Consider the following 20,934-nt stretch of genomic DNA (forward strand, 5'->3'; position numbering starts at 1 on the left):
GCGCGGGCGGTGGCAGGTCTGCCGGAGAGGGGCGGGAAGCCGTACAAAAAGGAAAAGGGTTATAAGCTGGATGGCTTATAACCCTTTTTGTACGGTGGTCGGAGCGATAGGATTCGAACCTACGACCCTCTGATCCCAAATCAGATGCGCTACCAGGCTGCGCTACGCTCCGACGAGCCAGAGATTCTAGCCTTGAACGGCGTATCCGGTCAATCGCCCGAAGAAAGAAATCGCGCCGCGAGCGCAAACCGGACACGAACAACGGAGATGACCATGATGAATCTGATCCTGTGGCGCCATGCCGAGGCAGAAGACTACGCGACCAGCGACCTCGCGCGCCAGCTGACCGCTCGCGGGCGCAAGGAGGCGCAGGCGATGGCGAAGTGGCTGCGCGGCAGGCTGGAAGCCAGCAGCGTGATCCTCGCGAGCCCGGCGGCGCGCACCGTGCAGACGGTCGAGGCGCTGACCGACCAGTACCGGACCGTCGAAGCGCTCGCGCCCGGCGCGGACGTCGACGACGTGCTCGCGGCGGCCGGCTGGCCGGACGGCATCGCGCCGACGGTGGTGATCGTCGGCCACCAGCCGACGCTCGGCAGCGTCGCCGCGCGGCTGGTGGCCGGCAGCGACGATAGCTGGAGCGTCAAGAAAGGCGGTATCGTATGGCTCGCGAGCCGCACGCGGAACGGCAATCGGCAGGCCCTTCTGCGCGCTGTCTTGACGCCCGATCTGGTTTGAAGGGTTTGATCATACGTTTCGGCAAGCTTTCTGCTAAAGTCATTTTGGCGACACGTCACTGAACGGACACGGACTTGCCACGTAACGGTCACAGCCGATTACTACATTGGCGGGCATGTCGTCTTATTCCTTACGATCAGGAAAGCCTAATGCGAGAACTGCCGACGCCTACGCTCCCCTTTGCCTCGCTGCCCCTCGACTCGACGCGGCGCCACCTGCCGCGCGCCGCTGAAACCGTCACGGCGGAGTTCCGTCTGCGCGCCCAGTGGGCGCGCACGGAAGACGAGCTGCGCGAGGCCCAGCGCCTGCGCTACAGCGTGTTCGCCGAAGAGATGGGCGCGCAGGTCAGCGGTCCCGCCGGTCTCGACGTGGATTCTTTCGATGCCTATTGCGACCACCTGCTGGTCCGCGATCTCGATACCCTGAAGGTCGTCGGCACGTATCGCGTGCTGCCGCCGCACGAGGCCGCCCGTGTCGGCCGCCTGTACGCGGAAGGGGAATTCGACCTGTCGCGCCTGACGCACCTGCGCGGCAAGATGGTTGAGGTCGGCCGCTCGTGCGTGCATAGCGACTACCGCAGCGGCGCGGTCATCATGGCGCTCTGGGGCGGCCTCGGCGCGTACATGATGCAGAACGGCTACGAGACGATGCTCGGCTGCGCGAGCGTGTCGATGGCCGACGGCGGCCACTACGCGGCGAACCTGTACCAGTCGCTGCCGGCCAGCGCACTGACCGATCCCGAATATCGCGCGTTCCCGCACACGGCGCTGCCGGTCGACGAACTGCAGACCGGCGCCGCCGTCGCGCCGCCGCCGCTGATCAAGGGCTATCTGCGGCTCGGCGCGAAGATCTGCGGCGCACCCGCCTGGGATCCGGACTTCAACTGCGCGGATTTCCTGACGCTGTTCCGCCTGTCCGACATCAACGCGCGCTACGCCCGCCACTTCCTGGGCTGAGCATCGATCGGACGTGCGCCCGCGCGGCGGGCGCACGCCAGAACGCCGCCGGCGGCAGACCGCACGGCGGTGTTCGTTTGTGTACTAGTCCTTACAGTGCCGGTGACGACGAATCCAGCCCCCATTGTTTTGCGCGATATGACGTAACCTTCGTGCCCGAACGGCACGGCTCAGGACGACCTCGCTTCCGCGCGGTCGGGACGGGAAGGGCGGCGGGATGGCTTAGTGCTTGCGCCGCCAGTCGAGCAGGTGGTGCTCTGCCATCCAGTGGTGGATCATGCCCTCGCCACCGTGAGTGCGCTTGTATTCGCGCGCCTCGAAGTACGACAGGGCGACCAGCACCATCAGGCCGATGAACAGGCCAATCAGGCCGGCGATTTCCTCAGACGTCATGGCAGCCTCCTTTCAACGGCACAGCGCCATCAGTACATAGTAGGACATGCGCGTCGCCACTTCGAAGGCGGAAATCCGTTAGACTCGGCCCGACCCGAGCGCGCCGCAGGCGCGCGTTCCTTTCCGGAGCAAGACCTGATGACCCGTTTCGTGCTGGTCGTGCTGGCCGCAGCGATCCTCGCCGGCTGCGCGAGCGACCCCCGCCAGGCCCGCCGCGGCCACCCGCCGCAGGACCCGGCCGATTATCACGGCGTGCCGACCGACATGACGCCGCCGTCGATGCTGGCCGAGCCGCCGTCCGCCACGCAGTAACGCCTATGCAGAGGATGCCGGCGTCGCCCGCGCGTCGCCGCCGATCCGCGCCGACAAGCCCGGCAGGTAGCGTGCCAGTGTCGCGCCGCGCGCGGCCATGAACAGCAGCAGCGCGAGCCAGAGGCCGTGGTTGCCGAACGGGCCGACGAGGGTGAGCGCGGCGGCGGCGAACACCGCGAACGACACGACCATCGCGCGCAGCAGTGCGCGTGTCTGCGTCGCGCCGATGAATACGCCGTCGAGCAGGAATCCCCACACGGACACGACGGGCGAGAGCGCAGCCCACGGCAGATAGCGGTCCGCGACCGCGCGGATCGCCGCCTGGTCGGTCAGGCGCGCGACGATCCAGCCGCCCGCCGTCCAGTAGGCGAGCGTGAACGCCAGCGCGCCGAGCGCGGACCAGAACAGCGTGACGCGCACCGCCCGCCGGAACGCCGCGCGATCGCGCGCACCGGCCGCCGCGCCGACGAGCGCTTCGGCCGCATGCGCGAAGCCGTCGAGGCCGTACGCCATGAAGGTCTGGAAGTTGAGCAGCAGCGCGTTCGCCGCGAGCGTCGCATCGCCCTGGTTCGCGCCGAGGTGCGCGAACCAGCCGAACGCGGTCAGCAGGCACAGCGTGCGGATGAAGATGTCGCGGTTCAGCGCGACGAGGCGCATGAGCGCGGCGCGGTCGACGAGCGCGCGCGCCGCGAGCGGCGGCAGGCCGCGCGGCCGCAGCCGCCACAGCATCCACGCGCCGAGCGCGAAGCCGCACGCGTCCGCGGTGGCGGTCGCGGCGCCGATGCCGGCGATGCCCCAGCCGAAGCCGTACACGTACAGCAGCACCGCGCCGATGTTCACCGCATTGATGAACACCTGAGCGACGAGCGCGAGCCGGACGCGCTGCACCCCGAGCAGGTAGCCGAGCACGACATAGTTCGCGAGCGCGAACGGGGCGCTCCAGATCCGCGCGTGGCCGTACGTGAGCGCCGTGGCGCGCACCGCGTCGCTGCCGCCCAGCGCGGTGAGCGCGACTGACAGCAGCGGCGCCTGCAGCGCCAGCACCGCGGCGCCGAGCGCGAACGCGGCGATCAGCGCGCGCAGCACGTTCAGCCGGATGCCGTTGTCGTCGCGCGCGCCGTGCGCCTGCGCGACGAGGCCCGTCGTGCCCATCCGCAGGAAGCCGAAGCCCCAGAACACGAAATTGAAGACCAGTCCGCCGAGCGCGACGCCGCCAAGGTACTGTGCGCCGTCGAGGTGGCCGGCGACAGCCGTGTCGACTGCACCGAGAATCGGCTGGGTCAGGTTCGCGAGGACGATCGGGAACGCGAGCGCGAGCACGCGCCGATGCGTCACATCGGTCGGGCGCGCGCCGGCCGCGGGCGATAAGGCGGAGTCGGACATGGCGAACGCGTCAGGCGCGTTCCTGCACGCAGATCCACGGCGAGACGACGACCGCCCACAGTTCCGGATTGCGCGCCGCGTAGTCCTGCGCGGTGTCCGCCTCCATTCGGGCGACGTGGCCGGCGGCAAGCCAGCGGGTGACCTGTTCCTTGTCGTCGCCGGCGATCGCCTCGGCGACGCTCACGAGATCGAGGTCGCGCGCGACGGCAAGCAGCTTGCCCTGTGCGAAGAAACGCTCCAGATCGCACCAGTCGATCTTTGCGGTTTCGCCGAGGAGTTTGACGTAGAGCGGGCTATGCGACGCGCCCGCAGCGGATTCGTGTTCGGAGGACATGGATTTCTGCAAAAAACTGCGTGTGCGCCACTATAAACCATCCGGTCGCGGGCTCAGGCGTCGCGCAGCGCGCGCCGCACGATCTTGCCGGTCGCCGTCATCGGCAGGCCGTCGACGAACGCGATCGCGCGCGGATACTCGTGCGCCGCGAGGCGCGTCTTCACGTGCGCCTGCAGCGCCTGCACGAGCGCGTCGTCGCCGGCGTAGCCAGGGTTCAGCACGACGAACGCCTTGACGATCTCGGTGCGCGTCGCGTCGGGCACGCCGACCACGGCCGCCATCCGCACCGCGGGATGCGTGAGCAGGCAATCCTCGATCGGGCCGGGACCGATCCGGTAGCCCGCGCTCGTGATCACGTCGTCGTCGCGGCCGACGAAGCGCACGAAGCCGTCGGCATCGAGCACGCCCGTGTCGCCCGTCAGCAGGTAGTCGCCGGCGAACTTGTCGCGCGTCGCGTCGGGGTTGCGCCAGTATTCGAGAAACATCACCGGGTCCGGGCCGCGCACCGCGATGCGGCCTTCGGTGCCGGGCGGCAGCGGCGCGCCGTGCGCGTCGACGATCGCGACCCGGTGGCCGGGCACGGCCTTGCCGATCGCGCCCGGATGCGGCGCGAACAGCGCCGCGCACGATGACAGCACCATGTTGCATTCGGTCTGCCCGTAGAACTCATTGATCGTGACGCCGAGCGCGTCGCGTCCCCAGGCCGTCAGCTCGCTGCCGAGCGATTCGCCGCCGCTCGCGACCGATTTCAGCGACAGCGCGTAGCGCTCGCGCGGCCGCGGCACGGTGCGCATGAGCTTCAGCGCGGTCGGCGGCAGGAATGCGTGGGTGACGCCGTGACGGGCCATCAGGTCGAATGCCGCTGCGCCGTCGAATTTCTCGAAGCGGCGCGCGAGCACCGGCACGCCGTGGTGCCAGGACGGCAGCAGCACGTCGAGCAGCCCGCCGATCCACGCCCAGTCGGCGGGCGTCCAGAACAGGCGCGCGTCGCGCGGAAAGCACTGCTGCGACATCTCGACGCCGGGCAGATGGCCGAGCAGCACGCGGTGCGCATGCAGCGCGCCTTTCGGCTTGCCGGTCGTGCCGGACGTGTAGATGATCACCGCCGGATCGTCGGCCGCCGTGTCGGCCGGCGCAAAATCGGCGGGTTCCGCGGCCAGCGCCGCGTCGTAGCGCAGCACGCCGGCAGCGTCGGGCGCATCGTCGCCGATGCAATAGAGCATCCGCAGCGCCGGCAGCCGCGCGCGCAGCGGCGCGATCTTCGCATAGCCGGCGGCGTCGGTGACGAGCGCCGCCGCGTCACTGTTCGCAAGCCGGTACTCGAGCGCGTCGGCGCCGAACAGCGTGAACAGCGGCACCGCGATCGCGCCGAGCTTGTAGGCGGCGAGATGCGCGACCGCCGTTTCCGGGCCCTGGGCGAGGAAGATGCCGATCCGGTCGCCGCGGCGCAGGCCGGCGCGCACGAAGCTGTTCGCGAGTCGATTAGAGGCGTTCTTCAGATCGTCGAACGTCAGCCGCGAGACGTCGCCTTGCGCGGTTTCGTGGATCAGCGCGAGCCGGCCGCTGCCGTCCGCCCATTTGTCGCAGGTGTCGACGGCGATGTTGTAGCGGGCCGGAACGGCCCATGCGAAGCGGGAGAGCAGCGTGTCGTAGCAGTCGGCGGCGGGCAGCATCGGGTGTCTCCGTGGCGCGGATCGTGAAGGCCGGGGTGCGGACATGCACCGGCATTCATGCGTCCGGAGTCACACTGTAAGCGATCTTCGACACGATGCCGACGCGGCCGGCATGCGCGGTTCAATGCACGATTCCGAAATGACGCATAAGATCACTGCTGATACTTGTAATGACCATGGATATGCTTCTGATAGCTGCGGGGTTCAGCCTGATCGGAATCGGGGCGCTGGTGGCGTTCGCGCGCCACGTCGACCCGTTGTCCGGCCACTTGACCGGTCGCGTGTTCGACCGGCTGCGCAAGCGCTGATTCGCCCCCTCCCGAACACGCGCAAGCCCGACCGCACCTGATGCGCGCCGGCGCTATCCGTCAGGCTGTCAGCGGGCCGGCAGGTAGCGCGACGGATCGATCGAGCGGCCGCCGTAGCGCAGTTCGAAATGCAGTGCGACGCGATCGCTGTCGGTGTTGCCCATCTCGGCGATCGTCTGCCCTTGCGTCACCGACTGGCCTTCCTTCACGAGCAGCGCGCGATTGTGCGCGTACGCCGTCAGGTAATCCGCGTTGTGCTTGAGGATGATCAGGTTGCCGTAGCCGCGAAGCCCGTTCCCCGCGTAGACGACGACACCCGGCGCCGCCGCGATCACCGACGTGCCCGCCGAGTTGGCGATGTCGATTCCCTTGGACTTCGCGCCGTCGAAGGTGCGCACCACGTTGCCGGCGGCCGGCCAGATCAGCGCGATGCTGGTGGCCGGCTTCACGGGCGATTGGACCGGTGCGGAAGGCGTGGACGGTGCCGGGCGGCTGCGTCCCGCGCTGCCGGTGCCGACGCTCGCCGACGACGTCGTCGTCGTGCCGGGCGGCGGCGCGACGCGCAGCACCTGGCCGACTTCGATCGCATCAGGGTTCGAGATCTGGTTCCAGCGCACGATGTTCTGCATCGACTGGCGGTTCTCGCGCGCGATCTTGTAGAGCGTGTCGCCGCGCTCGACGCGGTAGAACCCGGGGCCGACCGGCGCGGAGCCGCAGGCGGCGAGCAGGGCGGCGAACGACGCCGCGATGAGTCGCTTCGTTGTTGTTCCGAACATTGAACCTCGCAAAACCCCGCCGCGCGCGGGCGCGGCAGGTGACACAAAACGTCAGATTTTAACGGGTTCGACCCGCGGCGCGCAGTTTGGCGCCGCCGGGCATCCGTTCGGTGCGCGAAACGTCAGGCTGCAAGCGGGTTGACGCGAATCCGCAGCGCCGCGGTTTCGGTCGCGCCCGGCGCGAGCATGCGCAGCCCGAGCCCGTTGTGGATCGCATCGGGCAGGCCGAGCCACGGCTCGACGCAGTAGAAGTCCGATTCCGGCTTTTCCGTCCAGGTCGTGACCGCGTACCACGGGATCGAGCCCGGCACGTCGAGCGCGATCTCGATCGTGCGGCGGCGGCCCGGCATCACGATCCGCACGGGGGCGGACGGCGCGCCGTCAAGGCAGTGGAAGCGGTCGTGAATGCGCGCGTCGTCGAGCGCGTAGCGCGCTTCGCCGGGCTCCGGCGCGCTGATGGCGCCGTCGGGGCGCTGTTCGCGCCGATGCGTCGGCGGCAGTTCGAGCGTTGTCTGCGCGCGCTCCGCGTGCGGCAGCGCGAAGTAGAAGTGATGGCCCGCGTAGTACGGCAGCGGCGCGTCGCCGCGATTGGACGTCGTCAGCGCGACGTCGAGCGTGTGCGCGTCGACGAGGCGGTACGTCGCTTCGAAACGGAAATCGAACGGGTAGCCCGCGCGCAGCGCATCGTTCGCGTCGAGCGTCATCGCGAGCGCCGCGCCGTCGGCGGACGGCTGCGCCGCGAACGGCAGGTCGCGCGCGAAGCCGTGCATCGGCAGGTCGCGGACCACGCCCGACGCGTCGCGCCAGCGGCCGAGTTCGCCGTCGACGCGGTGCCGGCCCAGAAACGGAAACAGCAGCGGGTTGCCGCCGCGCACGCGCGCGAGCTGGCTCCAGTCCGCGGTGTCCGGCCAGAAGATGACGGGTTCGCCGTCGACGTGCCACGACAGCAGGCGTCCGCCGAATTGCGGGGCGATCCGGACGAGCGACGCGCCGGCGTGGAGTTCGTGAATCTCGTGTTGCTGGAAGATCGGCATGGCGAATCGGGAATGGACGGTTGGAAGACGGGCTGCCGCAGGGCGGCGCGCTCCATTATCGGTCCGCGCCGGCGTCGGGGAAAACCCTTCTGGGGAAATTGCGAGCTTTGCAAGTTGTTAAGCGTCCGGATAATGGCCTAAACCGGTCATGTTGCCGGGTCATGACACTTCGCGGAGGGGGCCATGGATCTGGCAATGGCAATGGGTATCGCCCTGTTTGGGATGTTCACCGGCAGCACGGTGCTGTTTTTCTACCAGCTCGGCCGCTGACGGCAAAATCTGCCGAATCCTGAAAGCCCGCCATTCAAATGGCGGGCTTTTTGCTTTCTCTTCGCTTACGAATTGCAAGCGTTTGTATGCATCGCCGCAATATCCTGCCAAATGCCTTGGCGCAGTAATGTGCGCTCGGCATAATCGGGGCCGCGCTTCCGGGCGGCCCATCGCGTCGTCCGGAATTCCTTTCCGCTTTTGATCTGTTTTTAGAGGACCGACGCGTGAGTCTCTCGTTTCTGGCATTTCTGAGCGTCCTGCAGGGCGTGACCGAACTTTTTCCCGTCAGCAGTCTCGGCCATACGCTGCTCGTGCCGGCGCTGTTCGGCATGCATATCGACAAGCACGCGCCGCAACTGCTGCCGTTTCTCGTCGCGCTGCACCTCGGCACCGCGCTGGCGCTGCTGTGGTACTTCCGCACGCGCTGGATCGAGCTGATCCGCGGTTTCTTCGCGTCGCTCGGCGGCCGCAAGAATGATGAGGGGCACCTGATGTGGGCGCTCATCATCGGCACGATTCCGACGGGGCTCGTCGGCCTGCTGCTCGAGAAGCGCATCGAGCGCGTGTTCCACGATCTGCGGATCGTCGCGATCGCGCTGATCGTCAACGGCGCGCTGCTGTGGATCGGCGATCGCATCCAGCGCAGCCGCGCGCACCAGCCGCCCGAGAAGCTGACGTTCAAGCAGGCGTTCTTCGTGGGGCTCGCGCAGGTGGGCGCGCTGATTCCGGGTTTTTCGCGCAGCGGCCTGACGATGATCGCCGGCAATGCGGCGGGGCTGAGCGCGGAGAAGGCGGCGGAATTCTCGTTCCTGCTCGGCACGCCGATCATTTTCGCGGCGGGCGTGCTCGAACTGCCGAAGCTGTTTCATGCGCGGGACCAGCTTGCCGACGCGCTGCTCGGCGGCGTGTTGACGGCGGTTGCGGCTTACCTCAGCGTGCGCTTCCTGATGCGCTATTTCGAAGGGCGCGGGCGACTGGCGTCGTTCGGCATGTATTGCGCGATCGCGGGGGTGTTCTGCCTCGGCTGGTTCATGTTCCATCCGCAGCCGGTGTGAGGCGGCGCGCCGATCCTTCATGACTTTCATGGGGATCGGGTATAATTTCGGGCTCGGTTCTCGCCGGGCCCGTTTTGTTGTCGAGGTTGGTTTTTTCCTCTTTTGCGCGGGCGGCCCACGTCGAGCCCGTGTCTTCTTCCCCAGACCGCCCTTAGCTCAGTTGGATAGAGCAACGGCCTTCTAAGCCGTAGGTCACACGTTCGAATCGTGTAGGGCGGGCCAATAGAATCAAAGACTTACGGTCGTTTCTGTTGGTGCGTCATTTTCTAGGGTTCCCCCGTGTAACCGCCATGTAACCCGATTAGGTCAACTTTGACCTCGGGCACCCGCCCGCAAACCCGAAATGAAGTGAGCGCTGTCTTCGGATTCTTGCTTTTCCTGGTTATGTCCCTCGGTCCACGAGACTCGGAATTGGCTTCATCATGGCGTTAAATAACTCTACGGATTCAGCAACTGCAATGCGTTCGGCCACAGTCCCTCTGCTGTGGACAAGCGGCTTGCTTGGTGTTTTTGCCTTTTTCCAGTTGTACTCGATTCAAGCTGTCTTGCCGATTTTGATGCAGGACTTGCATGCCAATGTTGTCCAGGTTGGAAACGCCGTCGGGGCAGGCGTCCTGGCGGTAGCCCTGGTTTCGCCATTCGTCGGCATGCTGTCGGACGCTGTCGGTCGGAAGCCGCTGATCGTCGGGGCGATACTCGTTACGGCTATCCCGACAGCGCTGATTGCCCTGGCGGGTTCTATCCAGGTCCTTACCACGTTACGCTTCCTGCAAGGGCTCGGAGTGCCCGGCATAACCGTCGTGACAATCGCGTATATCGGAGAAGAGTTCTACGGACGCGATATGACCCGGATGGTGTCGGCCTATGTGTCGGGCTCGGTGCTTGGAGGGTTCCTGGGCCGTTTCTTGTTTGGGCAACTGAGTGCCTGGATACCTTGGCGCTCGGCGTTTTTGGTCATGGCAATCCTGAATCTGGTAGGGGCATTGCTGGTCTGGCGCTCGCTGCCACCCTCGCGCAACTTCGTTGCTAATCGACAGCTGGCTGCCGCGTTGAAATCAGTTCGTGGCCACCTCTGCAACAAGGCCCTTCTGTCGGCCTGCGCTTTAGGCATGTGTGTATTGTTTTCGTTGGTGGGCTGCTTTACGTACGTCAGCATCCATCTTGCTGCCGAGCCTTTCGGTTTGAGCACCGCCCAGTTGGCGAATGTGTTTGCCGTGTATTTGCTCGGTGTGCTCGTCACTCCCATCACGGGCAAGATCATGCCGCACCTTGGAACGCGCAAGACCGTCCTCGTCGCGTTGAGCATTTCGTCGTGCGGGCTGCTCATCACGTTGCTGCCAACGGCATGGGGTATCGTCTTGGCGCTGGCTATCATGTCCAGCGGTGTCTTCGTCACGCAGTCGGCCACGATCAGCTTTATCGCACAGAACGTGCAGGGCGGACGTTCGCTTGCATCCGGGCTGTACTACATGGCGTATTACGGCGGCGGCTTCATGGGGGCCTGGATATGTGGCATTGCATACACTTATGGTGCATGGCGTGGCACTGTGGTGGCGCTGTTATTGGCACAGGCGATTGGGCTGGCTATCGCAGGGTTCGGGATGCGTGAGCGCAGATTGAATCAAGGTCCCTCGAGCCACTTTCAATTGAACGAAACGCGCTGATGAGCTCGACGGTCGTGCGAGGATATCTCTAACACACCGCCCCCGGGCTCGTTTACGCCTTTGCCGATTTCAACAGCCTGCTAGCCGGATCGCTGGATATCCACACGCCATTCCGCCGTGCTCAGCCTGGTGATGAAGAAATCGGCCAGTGCGCTGACCTTCGCTGGTCGTGCACGCGCGGACGGCGTAACGAAGTAAAGGCCGCCTTCTGGCAAGCGCCAATCCGTCAGAATCGGTTCAAGCTGCTTGCCCGGGAAATACTGCGTCGCGACGAACTCGGGAAGCTCGGTGATCGCAAGCCCCGCGAGCACCGTGGGCAGCAACGCTTCCACACTCGTTCCTCGCAACGCCCCGGCCGGCGTGACCGCGCACGTTTCACCGCTCTCGCGAGAAAAGCGCCAGACGTCGCGCTGGCTTCTGTTGGCGTACGTCAGGCATTGATGGGCGCCGAGCTCTTGCGGATGCTGCGGACGGCCATGGCGGGACAGATAGGCCGGTGACGCGACGACAAACCGGCGAACGGGAGCAACGAGACGCGCGACGAGTGACGAGTCCTCCAGGATGGCGATCCGCAGCGCGGCATCGAAGCCCTCGCCAACCAGGTCGGCATGGGCATCGGTGAGATGCAGATCGACGGAGATTTCCGGATAAGTCCGGAAGAACTCGGGCAGCAGCGGGGCAACCCAGCGCGCGCCGAACGAGAGCGGCGCGGCAAGCTTGACGAGGCCGCGCGGCCGACTCGAGGTCTCGCGCGCGAGGTCCTCGGTTTCTTCGGCATCCGCATAGAGCTTCGCCGCTCGCTCGATGAGCGTATGACCATAATCCGTGAGCGCAAGCCGTCGGGAGGTGCGGTTGAACAGGCGCCCCCCGAGCCGCTCCTCAAGGCGCGTAACAGCGCGCGAAACCGTCGCGACCGAAACGCCCATCGCCGTCGCCGCGGCAGCGAACGAGCCCTCTTCGGCGACCTTCGCGAACATCGCGAATCCTTCAAAATCCGGCAGTCTTGACATCGACAATTTTGCAACGATGGTTTTCAATCATTTCTATTTCGAAAAATAGCACGGCGCCATAGATTTGTCTCACCTCAATGGAGATGAATCATGGAACGCAAACTCGAAGGAAAGATTGCCGTCGTCACCGGCGGCAGCACCGGCATCGGGCTCGCCACGGCCAAGCGCTTTGTCGCCGACGGCGCACGGGTCTTCGTGACCGGCCGGCGCCAGGCCGAGCTCGACGCCGCCGTTGCGGCAATCGGGCCGAGCGCGACGGGCATCCAGGCGGATTCCACCCGCCTCGGCGATCTCGATCGCCTCTACGCGCGCGTGAAGGCCGAGGCGGGCCGCATCGATGTCCTGTTCGTCAATGCCGGCGGCGGCTCGATGCTGCCGCTGGGGGCGTTCACCGAGGCTCAGTATGACGAAACGTTCGGCCGCAACGTGAAGGGCGTGATCTTCACCGTGCAGACGGCGTTGCCGCTGCTGGTCGACGGCGCGTCGGTGATCCTCACCGCGTCCAACGTCAGCATCAAGGGCACGCCGGCGTTCAGCGTCTACAGCGCGTCGAAAGCGGCCGTGCGCAACCTTGCGCGGAGCTGGACACTCGACCTGAAGTCTCGGGGCATCCGCGTGAACGTCATCAGCCCGGGCCCGATCAAGACGCCCGGCCTCGTCGATCTGGCCGGCCCGGACGCCGTGCAGCAGCAAGGGCTGCTCGACTACATGGCCTCGACCGTTCCGCTCGGGCGCGTCGGCGATCCCGACGAGGTCGCGGGTGTCGCCGCGTTCCTCGCTTCCCCCGATGCGAGCTTCATCGCCGGCGCCGAACTCTTCGTCGACGGCGGACAGGCCCAGATTTGACGACAGGTCCCGGAGCCGTCCGGCGGCTCCAGGCCCAGCCATTCACTTCCGACACCCGTTGCCGTCAGCGGCAACCCATCGCAAAGGACATTGTCATGAACAACCCAACCCATATCGAGGCCGCGACCATTCCGTCGGTCACCTCCAATGCTGTCAACACGATCGTTCCGGCCATCGGCCGCGTGCTGATTAGCGCCATTTTCATCCTTTCCGGGCTTTCGAAGCTTGCTGCGCCGGCGATGACGATCGGCTATATCCAGTCAGCCGGATTGCCGCTGCCGTACGTTGCGTTCGGTCTGGCCGCGTTGGTGGAGACCGTCGGCGGGACGGCGCTGCTCCTCGGCTATCGCACGCGTGTCGTCGCAAGCGTTCTGTTCGTGTTCTCGCTCGCAACCGCGGTGTTCTTCCACCACGACTTCGGCGACCAGAACCAGTTCATTCATTTCTTCAAGAACGTCGCGATGGCGGGCGGCCTGCTGCACGTGGTCGCTTTCGGCGGCGGGCGCATCAGTCTTGACGGCCGTCGCGCCTGACTTCAAACAAAGGACACGACCATGCTTGAAGTTTTCGCATTCGCCACGCCCAATAGCGTGAAGGTGCCCATTGCGCTGGAGGAGATGGGTCTCGACTATCGGCTCGTACCTGTCGACCTGCGCCGGGGAGAGCAGAAGACCGACACCTTCAGGGCAATGAATCCCGACGCAAAAGTCCCGGTGCTCGTCGACCGCTCCGCCCACGCAGATGGCGACATGGTGCTGAGCGAGTCCGCCGCAATCCTGGTCTACCTTGCGGAGAAGACCGGGCACTTTCTGCCGAAGGACGGCTCGCAGCGCAGCAAGGTCTTCGAGCAGCTCTTTTTTCACGCCTCGGGCCTTGGCCCGGCGTTCCTGCAGGCGTTCCTGGTTGCGATCCAGGCGTCGCCGCAGCCCGAGGCAAAAGCGCGTGCGCTGGCGGAGGTCGATCGGACGCTGGGCGTGCTCGATCACATTCTGGAGCGTTGTCGCTACGTTGCGGGTGATGCGTACAGCATCGCTGACATCGCGCACTTCGGATGGTTGTGGCGCCATCAGGCGATCGGTGCGACCCTCGACCGCTTTCCGTTCATTGCGCGCTGGTTCGACGAAGTTTCCGCGCGCCCGGCGGTCGTCACCGCCGTCGCAAAGACCCTGGCACTCGCCCGGTGATGCGGTCCCTCTCTTTGGACACTCACGTAACTCGATTAGGAGAACGATGATGGAAGGCCGTATCCATGAACTGCTCGAGCGCAATCTTCAGGAAGTCTTCGGAGAAGGCGACGCGGCGCGTCGTCGCGCAGCGATCGAAGCGCTTTATACCGAAGACTGCGTGCTCTACGCTCCGCCGGGTACTTTCGTCGGGCACGACGCGCTCGACAGGTTCGCCGGAGAACTTCGCGCTACGCATCCTCACTTCGTCTATACCCCGCATGGCGAGCCGCAGGCACTCCACGATGCCGGTCGCCTTGCCTGGGGCTCCGGTCCGCGGGGCGGAGCCCCCGACTATACGGGCCTGGATGTGATCATCGTTCGCGACGGGAGGATTGCGGCGCTGTACGTCTTCCTCGATTCCACGCCCTCGTAATCCGTAGCACACCGAACCCGACACGAAGGGCCGACGACGCGCAGCGCGCACGTGTCACGCATCGCCCATCTCGAAGATCGCCATCCGGCTCTCGATGCGTTGCAGAAGCACTTGCACCGCATGGGACAACGTCCGGTCGGCTTTCACCAGCAACTGGACACTCTGGCGCCCGAGGAGCGGGTGGTCGATGCGCTTGCCGACCAGCCGGCCTTCGGCCACTTCCGCGGCGATCGAATAGTCCGTCAGGAAGGCGACGCCCATTCCCGCGAGCGCGAACCGGCGCAGCACGTCGAGCGTGTTGCCGACCAGTCGCGGTTGAAAGCGCATGGTCTCTCCGCGAGACAGCATGTCGATCGTGCTGCCCAGTCCGTACATCGGCGGCATGGTGGCAAACGGGTACGAGATCGCCCGTCCGAACGTGATCGGTCCGGGGTGCGCAGCCAGCGGGTGATCCGGTCGCACGGCGGCAACGACATGATGGATGACGCTCCGATGGACCAGGATGCCCTCGGAGGTCGGCGGATTATAGGCGATGCCGATGTGCGCAATGTCCTTGCGTACATCGTCCACGATTTCCCCGGTCGCGCGAATATTCAATGAAAGCCGCACGGCCGGATATTGCTGTCCGAATTCCCACAGAATTTCATTCGTCAGCGCGGGTATCACGCCTTCACTTGCGGAAATCGCGACGTATCCCGTCGTGAGCGAACGCAGCGCATCGAGTTCGCTTTGCAGCACTTCGTAAGTCGCTTCGCATCCGCGATGGTAGCGCAGCAGGCATTCCGCCTGTTCCGTCGCGACGACGCCCGAGATGCGGCGGTCGAAAAGGTGCAAGCCGGTTTCGCTTTCGAGGCGCTGAATCTGGCGGCTCACTTCGGACGGCGCGACCTGCAGCTTGTCCGCCGCTTTGCGAAAGGAACGTTCAGCCATTACCGCTTCGAAATACTGCAATTGGCGATGGGTCGGGATTTCCATTCCGATGCTCGAAAAGACAACTGTCAATAACGACAGGTGTTGAGGTAAAGCGCAACACCCCGGTAAGCAGGATGATATCCAATCCAATCTCATTTGCCGGTAAAGTCTGAACACAATACGTTGTCGGTGGCATAGAGCAGCGCTCCAACATTCCGAGGGAATTAATGTCAATCGCGTTCGACGCCGCTGACGGCGTGCAATCCATATACCGGAAAATAGACCGCCGGGTACTCGCGTTCCTCGCCGTCGGCTATTCGATCGCGTATATCGATCGCGTGAATATCGGCTTCGCGAAAATTCAAATGCAGCAGGACCTCGGGCTGGGCGACGCCGCCTACGGCTTTGGCGCGGGCCTGTTTTTTCTCGGCTACATGCTGTTCGAGATTCCGAGCAACCAGCTGTTGACGCGAATCGGCGCGCGCAAAACGCTGAGCCGCATCATGCTGCTGTGGGGAATCGCATCGATGTCGATGCTCGTCGTCACCGACGCCACGTCGTTCTATGCGATCCGGTTTCTTCTCGGCATGTGCGAAGCCGGGTTCGCGCCCGGCATTCTCTTCTACCTGACGCGCTGGTATCCGCGTGAGCGACTCAGCCGGGCCACGGCGTTGTTGCTCGGCGCCGCGCCGATCGGCGGCGTCGTCGCCGGCCCGATCTCGGGATGGTTGCTCGAGCACCTGACGGATGTTGCGGGCCTGGCCGGCTGGCAGTGGATGTTCCTGATCGAAGGCATTCCCGCCGTGCTGCTCGGCATGATCGCGCTCACCTGGTTGAGCGATTCGCCCAGCGATGCGCAATGGCTGACGGCCGACGAGAAGCGGATGGTCATCGAGCGACTGGACGCTGCGTCGTCGAATCGCGAAGGGTGGCAATCCATGAGGGTGGTGCTGCGCGACCGCGGCATCTATCGCCTGTCGGCGATCTACTTCTGCCTGATCTGCGGGGTCTACGTCGTCGGCTTTTGGCTGCCGTCGATCCTGAAAGCGGGCGGCGTGAAGAGCGTCGCCGCGATCGGCTGGTATTCCGCGATTCCATACGTGGCGGCCGTGGCGGCGATGTACCTGCTGGCAAAGTGTTCCGATCGATTGCTCGAGCGGCGCCGGCATGCCGGCGTTGCCACCGCGGCGGGCGCGGTCGCGCTGGCGGTCGCCGCGGTCTTCGTCGACCGTTTCGGCATCGCGATCGTCGCGATCACGATCGCGACTGCGCTGACGTTCGCGGGCTACGCGGTGTTCTGGGCCATTCCGTCGGAGTATCTCCCGACCTCGATCGCCGCGAGCGGCATCGCATTCGTGAATACCGTCGGCCTGTTCGGCGGGTTTCTCAGCCCGACGATCATCGGCACGTTGAAATCGGCGACGGGCAGCACCGCCGCCGGATTGTTCGTGATCGTCGGGTTGCTCGCGCTTGGCGCGGTGCTGCTGCTGGCGCGTCCCATCGCGTCTTCGGAGGCCGCGCGCACATGAAGTGCTTCGTTGCCGGGTTTCTTCACGAAACCAATACCTTTGTGGCATCGCGGGCCCGCTACAGCGACTTCACGAGCGGTGCGAACGGTCCGATCGTCAGGGGCGACGCAATACTCGCGCTGCGGGACGCGAATCTCGCCATCGGCGGCTTTATCGGCGCGCTCGATCCCGCTACGGACGTGTTGATTCCCGGCGTCTGGGCGCACGCGACGCCGTCGGGCCCGGTCATGCGAGACGCGTTCGAGCGCATCGTCGGCGAGATCGTCGACGGGGCGCGAGCGGCGCAGGCGGACGCGGTATTTCTCGACCTTCACGGGGCGATGGTTGCCGAGCACGTCGACGACGGCGAGGGAGAACTCCTGACGCGGGTTCGCGAAGCCGTGGGGCATGGCGTGACCGTTGTCGCCGCGCTGGACCTGCACGCGAACGTGACGGCTCAAATGTTCCGCAGCGCCGACGGCCTCGTCGCGTACCGCACCTATCCTCATGTCGACATGTCCGACACCGGCGCGCGCGCGGCCCGTCTCGTCAAGAAACTCGCGCGGGAACGCGAGAACCATCATCGCGGCATCCGGCGCGGGCCGTTCCTCGTCCCGATCGAGGCGATGGCGACGTCGCGTCCGCCGGCGGCGGATCTGTACGCGGCGCTGGCGACGCTCGAAGCCGAGCTCGGCGTCGACTTGTCGATTGCGCTCGGCTTCCCGGCCGCCGATATCGCCGAGTGCGGCCCGACAATCTGGGGATACGGCGTCAGTCAAACCGCGCTCAACGAAGCGCTGGACCGCCTTTACCGTCAATTCGTGTGCGGCGAGAACGACTGGCAAGCCGCCTGCCTGTCGCCCGACGAGGCGGTGAAGACCGCCGTTTCGCTCGCGGCGAACGCGAGGCGTCCGGTGGTGATCGCCGACACGCACGACAATCCGGGCGCCGGCGCAGACTCGAACACGACCGAAATGCTCGCGGCCCTGGTGCGCCACGGCGTGACGCGCGCAGCGCTGGGGGTCATCTGCGATCCGCTCGCGGCCGCGGCGGCGCATGCCGCAGGCGTCGGATCCGCCATTGCGCTGGCCCTGGCGGAAGGCACGCCGCGCGCGTTCCGCGCGACCTTCGTCGTCGATGCGCTGTCCGACGGCGAATGCCGGCTGGAAGGGCCGATGATGCGCAACGTCACGTTGCGTCTCGGGCCGTGCGCGTGCTTGCGCGTCGACGGGGTGCGCGTGATCGTGAGCAGTGTGAAAACCCAGCTGCTGGATCGCAACCTCTATCGGATGGTCGGCATCCAGCCGGAAGCGATGGCGATCCTGGTGAACAAGAGCTCGGTGCATTTCCGTGCCGCGTTCGAGCCGATCGCCGAGGCGGTGCTGGTCGCGCGAACCGTGGACGGCATCGTCACCGATCCCGCCAGGCTGCCGTGGCGCAAACTGAACCCTTCCGTCCGGATTGCGCCGGGATATGAAGGGCAGGGCCGGATTTGAGCAGGAGGGAACATACGCCAGACGGAAAATGCACGTTTCGTTCAATATCATGCGCACTCCCAATCTTATTGAACGGCGGCGGACATGACGCGACACGCCCCCAACATTCCTCTTCATCGGGAAGACACGATATGCCAACCTATCGGGACTTGAAAGCCCAGATTCGCACGCTTCAGGCACAGGCGGAGATCGCACGCAAGCGGGAAATCTCGGTTGCGGTCCAGAAGATTCGAGAAATGATCGCCGAGTTCGATCTGAAACCCGAGGACCTGTTTGCCGATATCCAGCGAAAGTCACGTCGAATCAGGCGTCGCGCACCCGCTACGGCAAAGTATCGCGACCCCGCATCGGGTGCGCTCTGGAGTGGACGCGGCAAGGAGCCTCGGTGGATCGCCGGTCGTGATCGCGACATGTACCTGATCCGGACGCCGACATTAACGGCGGCAACGCTCGACGCGTGCTGAATCCGTGAATCCCACGCGATTCGCCCGTACTGCTGCTCGACATCCCGCGACGTAAGCGGCCTAGCGTCGCGTGAGCATCCCGTACGCACACTCTGCTTCACGCAATCCCATGTCCAAAACCGCTTGGGAAGAACGAATCAGTGCCGCCATCGGCGTCGTGTGCGCGGGCGTCCGTGCTTGCATCCCCGCTCGATATCGGAAGCACGTGGGCCGTCGGGATTCGGGTGCGCGTGTCGCGGACTCGATCGCCGCCGATTCCGTTCAGGCAGCGATCGTAGACGCCGCCGAGGCGGAAGCATGCGTGGCGGAACTCGAGAAACTGGAAGGACGGTATGCGATGTCGGCAACCGCATGCCTTTCGAGCGCTCACGCCCGCATTGAACTGCTCGGGCTCCGCGTGAGGAAGGCACGGTTGCACGCCAGGCGCGCGCGGGTTCATGCCGACACCGCCGTGCTGATTTTTCGGAGTGGAGTCGATAGCGATCTCGACGCCACCTCGCAAACGCTCAGGCACCATGCCGATCTCGCGAGGCAAGCGCGCCTGCTTGCCAGCGATCTCCTCGACATTTCGCTCGCGTCGGAAACGCGCGAGAAATCCCGATTTGCCAGGCGCGGACGATCATGGTGGCCGCGCGCGAGCCACCGCCCGGGTTGGTTGCGGCCGGCGCCACCGCCAGCGTCGCGCGACGCCCGGGAGCCGGAAGCGCTCGACTGAGACCGGGAACGTCGTCGAGCCAGCGTCAGCCGCCGAGCCTGTTGGCGACGCGGCCAAGGAACAGGCGCAGCGCGAGACGCTGTATCGCCTTGCCGTAGGGCGGGTGGAACAACTCGACCGGGAACCAGCGGCGCTCCTCCAGCACGGCTTTCGCGTGCGACAGCTCGCGGAAACCCTCCTGACCGTGGTAGTTGCCGGTGCCGGACGTGCCGATGCCGCCGAACGGCAAATCGTGATTGATCACGTGCCAGCCCCAGTCGTTGACGGTCACGCCGCCGGAGTGCGTGCGCTCGAGCAGCGTCTGGTATTCGTGCTTGTCGTGGCCGAAGTAATAGAGCGCGAGCGGGCGCGTGTCGCGCTGGACGTGCGCGATGGCGTCGTCGAATTCCCGGTAGGTGAACACCGGCAGGATCGGCCCGAAAATCTCTTCGCGGGCGAGTCGCATGTCAGGCGTCACGCCCGTGACGACGTGCAGCGGAAGATGCCTGCCGCCGCTCGGCATCGCGCACGCGATCACCCGGGCGCCGCGCGAGCGTGCGTCGTCGAGCAAGTCGTTCATGCGCTGGTGTGCACGGTCGTGGATCATCGCCGTGTAGTCGGCGCTGTCGCTCGGGAAGAATTGATTGGCAGCGCTGACGACTGCCGACACGAACGCATCGACGGCGTGTTCCGGCACCAGCGCGTAGTCCGGCGCAACGCAGATCTGGCCGGCGTTGACGGTCTTGCCGTGGGCGATCTTGCGCGCGGCACGTTCGAGATTCGCGCTGCGCGACACGATCGCTGGCGATTTGCCGCCCAGCTCCAGCGTGACGGGCGTGAGATTGTCGGCGGCCGCGCGCATCACGTGGCGGCCCACCTGCGGCGACCCGGTGAACACGAGATGATCGAACGGCAACGCGCTGAACTGCTGGGCGACGCCGGCATCGCCTTCGACGATCGCGACCTGATCCTCGGAAAAGGCGTCCGCCAGCAGCGCGCGCAGCGCGCGCGACGTGGCCGGCGCGAATTCGGACGTCTTGATCAGGCAGCGATTGCCGGCCGCGAGCGCGGTGGCGAGCGGGCCGAGTGCGAGATAGATCGGGAAGTTCCACGGCACCAGCACGCCGACGACGCCTTTCGGCTGATACGTCACGTACGCGCGATTGGTGGTGAACAGCAGCTCCGTATGCCGGCGCGAAGGCTTCATCCAGCGCTTCAGATGGCGCAGCAGGTGATTGATGTGCAACACCGAAGGAAGCACGTCCACGGTCGCGGTTTCCGCGTGCGCGCGCCTGCTGAAGTCCTCGTTGGCCGCGGCGACGAGGGCCGGGGTGTGCGCGATGATCGCCTGTTTCAGGCCGAGCAGCGCGTGCCGACGCTCGACGTACGCGGGATAAGGATGCGCGTCGAACGCGACGCGCTGGCGGCGCAGCAGCAGCAGCAGCGGCAGGGAATCGTTACGCACCGGGTCGGGAAGAGGCGTCATGGTCGCTCCAATAATTGTACTGAGCG

General features: G+C 65.6%; 23 protein-coding genes and 2 tRNA genes. 15 read left to right on the top strand and 10 right to left on the bottom strand.

The window, feature by feature from the left end:
- Positions 1–95 precede the first annotated feature (95 nt).
- Positions 96–172 (bottom strand) — tRNA-Pro (locus B7P44_RS06735).
- Positions 173–273: 101 nt separating this feature from the next.
- On the opposite strand from B7P44_RS06735, the gene sixA reads away from it, so the two are divergent.
- Complete coding sequence (gene sixA, locus B7P44_RS06740) at positions 274–735, top strand: phosphohistidine phosphatase SixA (protein ID WP_157721047.1); 462 nt, start codon at positions 274–276, stop codon at positions 733–735.
- A 149-nt stretch (positions 736–884) separates the two neighbouring features.
- Positions 885–1,691, top strand: coding sequence for a GNAT family N-acetyltransferase (locus B7P44_RS06745; protein ID WP_084902057.1), 807 nt, complete (start codon positions 885–887; stop codon positions 1,689–1,691).
- A gap of 222 nt (positions 1,692–1,913) precedes the next feature.
- On the opposite strand, the gene B7P44_RS37090 is transcribed toward B7P44_RS06745, so the two are convergent.
- A complete protein-coding gene (locus B7P44_RS37090; protein WP_167389798.1) occupies positions 1,914–2,084 on the bottom strand; it encodes a hypothetical protein in 171 nt (56 codons plus the stop codon).
- Between the two features lie 138 nt (positions 2,085–2,222).
- On the opposite strand from B7P44_RS37090, the gene B7P44_RS37095 reads away from it, so the two are divergent.
- Positions 2,223–2,396 carry a hypothetical protein gene (locus tag B7P44_RS37095; RefSeq protein WP_088511419.1) on the top strand — a complete coding sequence of 58 codons (174 nt, stop codon included), beginning with the start codon at positions 2,223–2,225 and terminating at the stop codon, positions 2,394–2,396.
- A 3-nt stretch (positions 2,397–2,399) separates the two neighbouring features.
- On the opposite strand, the gene B7P44_RS06750 is transcribed toward B7P44_RS37095, so the two are convergent.
- From B7P44_RS06750 to B7P44_RS06760, 3 genes are read right to left on the bottom strand one after another with little or no spacing between them, the layout of a single operon-like run.
- On the bottom strand, positions 2,400–3,779 hold the full coding sequence (locus tag B7P44_RS06750) for an MATE family efflux transporter (protein ID WP_084902059.1): 1,380 nt from the start codon (positions 3,777–3,779) through the stop codon (positions 2,400–2,402).
- Between the two features lie 10 nt (positions 3,780–3,789).
- Positions 3,790–4,113 carry a DUF2288 domain-containing protein gene (locus B7P44_RS06755; RefSeq protein WP_059483675.1) on the bottom strand — a complete coding sequence of 108 codons (324 nt, stop codon included), beginning with the start codon at positions 4,111–4,113 and terminating at the stop codon, positions 3,790–3,792.
- 53 nt (positions 4,114–4,166) lie between these two features.
- Positions 4,167–5,786, bottom strand: coding sequence for an acyl-CoA synthetase (locus tag B7P44_RS06760; protein ID WP_084902061.1), 1,620 nt, complete (start codon positions 5,784–5,786; stop codon positions 4,167–4,169).
- 170 nt (positions 5,787–5,956) lie between these two features.
- Here B7P44_RS06760 and B7P44_RS36190 point away from each other — a divergent pair, with 170 nt between their 5' ends.
- A complete protein-coding gene (locus B7P44_RS36190) occupies positions 5,957–6,094 on the top strand; it encodes a hypothetical protein (RefSeq protein WP_157721048.1) in 138 nt (45 codons plus the stop codon).
- A 68-nt stretch (positions 6,095–6,162) separates the two neighbouring features.
- Here B7P44_RS36190 and B7P44_RS06765 read toward each other — a convergent pair whose 3' ends face one another.
- Together B7P44_RS06765 and B7P44_RS06770 are read right to left on the bottom strand one after the other, a co-directional pair.
- Entirely contained in the window at positions 6,163–6,870 is a 708-nt protein-coding gene (locus B7P44_RS06765) for a peptidoglycan DD-metalloendopeptidase family protein (RefSeq protein ID WP_084902064.1), read from the bottom strand.
- Between the two features lie 122 nt (positions 6,871–6,992).
- The gene (locus B7P44_RS06770) at positions 6,993–7,904 is read right to left on the bottom strand and encodes an aldose epimerase family protein (RefSeq protein WP_084902066.1); all 912 of its coding nucleotides are present in this window, start codon (positions 7,902–7,904) and stop codon (positions 6,993–6,995) included.
- 494 nt (positions 7,905–8,398) lie between these two features.
- Here B7P44_RS06770 and B7P44_RS06775 point away from each other — a divergent pair, with 494 nt between their 5' ends.
- The 3 genes from B7P44_RS06775 to B7P44_RS06785 all read left to right on the top strand — a co-directional run bounded on the left by B7P44_RS06775 (position 8,399) and on the right by B7P44_RS06785 (position 10,893).
- On the top strand, positions 8,399–9,229 hold the full coding sequence (locus tag B7P44_RS06775; protein ID WP_084902069.1) for an undecaprenyl-diphosphate phosphatase: 831 nt from the start codon (positions 8,399–8,401) through the stop codon (positions 9,227–9,229).
- Between the two features lie 145 nt (positions 9,230–9,374).
- Positions 9,375–9,451, top strand: a tRNA-Arg gene (locus B7P44_RS06780).
- A gap of 200 nt (positions 9,452–9,651) precedes the next feature.
- Entirely contained in the window at positions 9,652–10,893 is a 1,242-nt protein-coding gene (locus B7P44_RS06785; RefSeq protein WP_084902071.1) for an MFS transporter, read from the top strand.
- An 80-nt stretch (positions 10,894–10,973) separates the two neighbouring features.
- Here B7P44_RS06785 and B7P44_RS06790 read toward each other — a convergent pair whose 3' ends face one another.
- A complete protein-coding gene (locus tag B7P44_RS06790; protein ID WP_084906481.1) occupies positions 10,974–11,903 on the bottom strand; it encodes a LysR family transcriptional regulator in 930 nt (309 codons plus the stop codon).
- Between the two features lie 90 nt (positions 11,904–11,993).
- On the opposite strand from B7P44_RS06790, the gene B7P44_RS06795 reads away from it, so the two are divergent.
- From B7P44_RS06795 to B7P44_RS06810, 4 genes are all read left to right on the top strand, one after another.
- Complete coding sequence (locus B7P44_RS06795) at positions 11,994–12,749, top strand: SDR family NAD(P)-dependent oxidoreductase (RefSeq protein WP_084902074.1); 756 nt, start codon at positions 11,994–11,996, stop codon at positions 12,747–12,749.
- 95 nt (positions 12,750–12,844) lie between these two features.
- Positions 12,845–13,282: a DoxX family protein gene (locus tag B7P44_RS06800; protein WP_084902076.1), complete on the top strand. Its 438-nt coding sequence runs from the start codon at positions 12,845–12,847 to the stop codon at positions 13,280–13,282.
- Between the two features lie 21 nt (positions 13,283–13,303).
- Complete coding sequence (locus tag B7P44_RS06805; RefSeq protein ID WP_084902079.1) at positions 13,304–13,933, top strand: glutathione S-transferase family protein; 630 nt, start codon at positions 13,304–13,306, stop codon at positions 13,931–13,933.
- Positions 13,934–13,982: 49 nt separating this feature from the next.
- Positions 13,983–14,348 (top strand): nuclear transport factor 2 family protein, encoded by a 366-nt coding sequence (locus B7P44_RS06810; RefSeq protein ID WP_084906483.1) that lies wholly within the window; start codon positions 13,983–13,985, stop codon positions 14,346–14,348.
- 54 nt (positions 14,349–14,402) lie between these two features.
- On the opposite strand, the gene B7P44_RS06815 is transcribed toward B7P44_RS06810, so the two are convergent.
- Positions 14,403–15,323, bottom strand: a complete 921-nt coding sequence (locus B7P44_RS06815) for a LysR family transcriptional regulator (protein ID WP_231716660.1) — start codon at positions 15,321–15,323, stop codon at positions 14,403–14,405.
- Between the two features lie 164 nt (positions 15,324–15,487).
- Here B7P44_RS06815 and B7P44_RS06820 point away from each other — a divergent pair, with 164 nt between their 5' ends.
- The 4 genes from B7P44_RS06820 (at position 15,488) to B7P44_RS06835 (ending at position 19,443) form a co-directional block, all read left to right on the top strand.
- Complete coding sequence (locus tag B7P44_RS06820; protein ID WP_084902081.1) at positions 15,488–16,789, top strand: MFS transporter; 1,302 nt, start codon at positions 15,488–15,490, stop codon at positions 16,787–16,789.
- On the top strand, positions 16,786–18,264 hold the full coding sequence (locus B7P44_RS06825) for a M81 family metallopeptidase (RefSeq protein WP_084902084.1): 1,479 nt from the start codon (positions 16,786–16,788) through the stop codon (positions 18,262–18,264). The genes B7P44_RS06820 and B7P44_RS06825 overlap by 4 nt, the downstream gene beginning before the upstream one ends.
- Positions 18,265–18,395: 131 nt before the next feature.
- On the top strand, positions 18,396–18,728 hold the full coding sequence (locus B7P44_RS06830) for an H-NS histone family protein (RefSeq protein WP_084902087.1): 333 nt from the start codon (positions 18,396–18,398) through the stop codon (positions 18,726–18,728).
- 109 nt (positions 18,729–18,837) lie between these two features.
- Positions 18,838–19,443 (top strand): hypothetical protein, encoded by a 606-nt coding sequence (locus B7P44_RS06835; protein WP_084902089.1) that lies wholly within the window; start codon positions 18,838–18,840, stop codon positions 19,441–19,443.
- 25 nt (positions 19,444–19,468) lie between these two features.
- Here the strand turns inward: B7P44_RS06835 and B7P44_RS06840 are convergent, their stop codons facing one another.
- Entirely contained in the window at positions 19,469–20,908 is a 1,440-nt protein-coding gene (locus tag B7P44_RS06840; RefSeq protein ID WP_084902092.1) for a coniferyl aldehyde dehydrogenase, read from the bottom strand.
- Between the last annotated feature and the right edge of the window lie 26 nt (positions 20,909–20,934).

It is taken from the genome of Burkholderia ubonensis subsp. mesacidophila (genome assembly GCF_002097715.1).
Classification (GTDB): Bacteria; Pseudomonadota; Gammaproteobacteria; order Burkholderiales; family Burkholderiaceae; genus Burkholderia; species Burkholderia mesacidophila.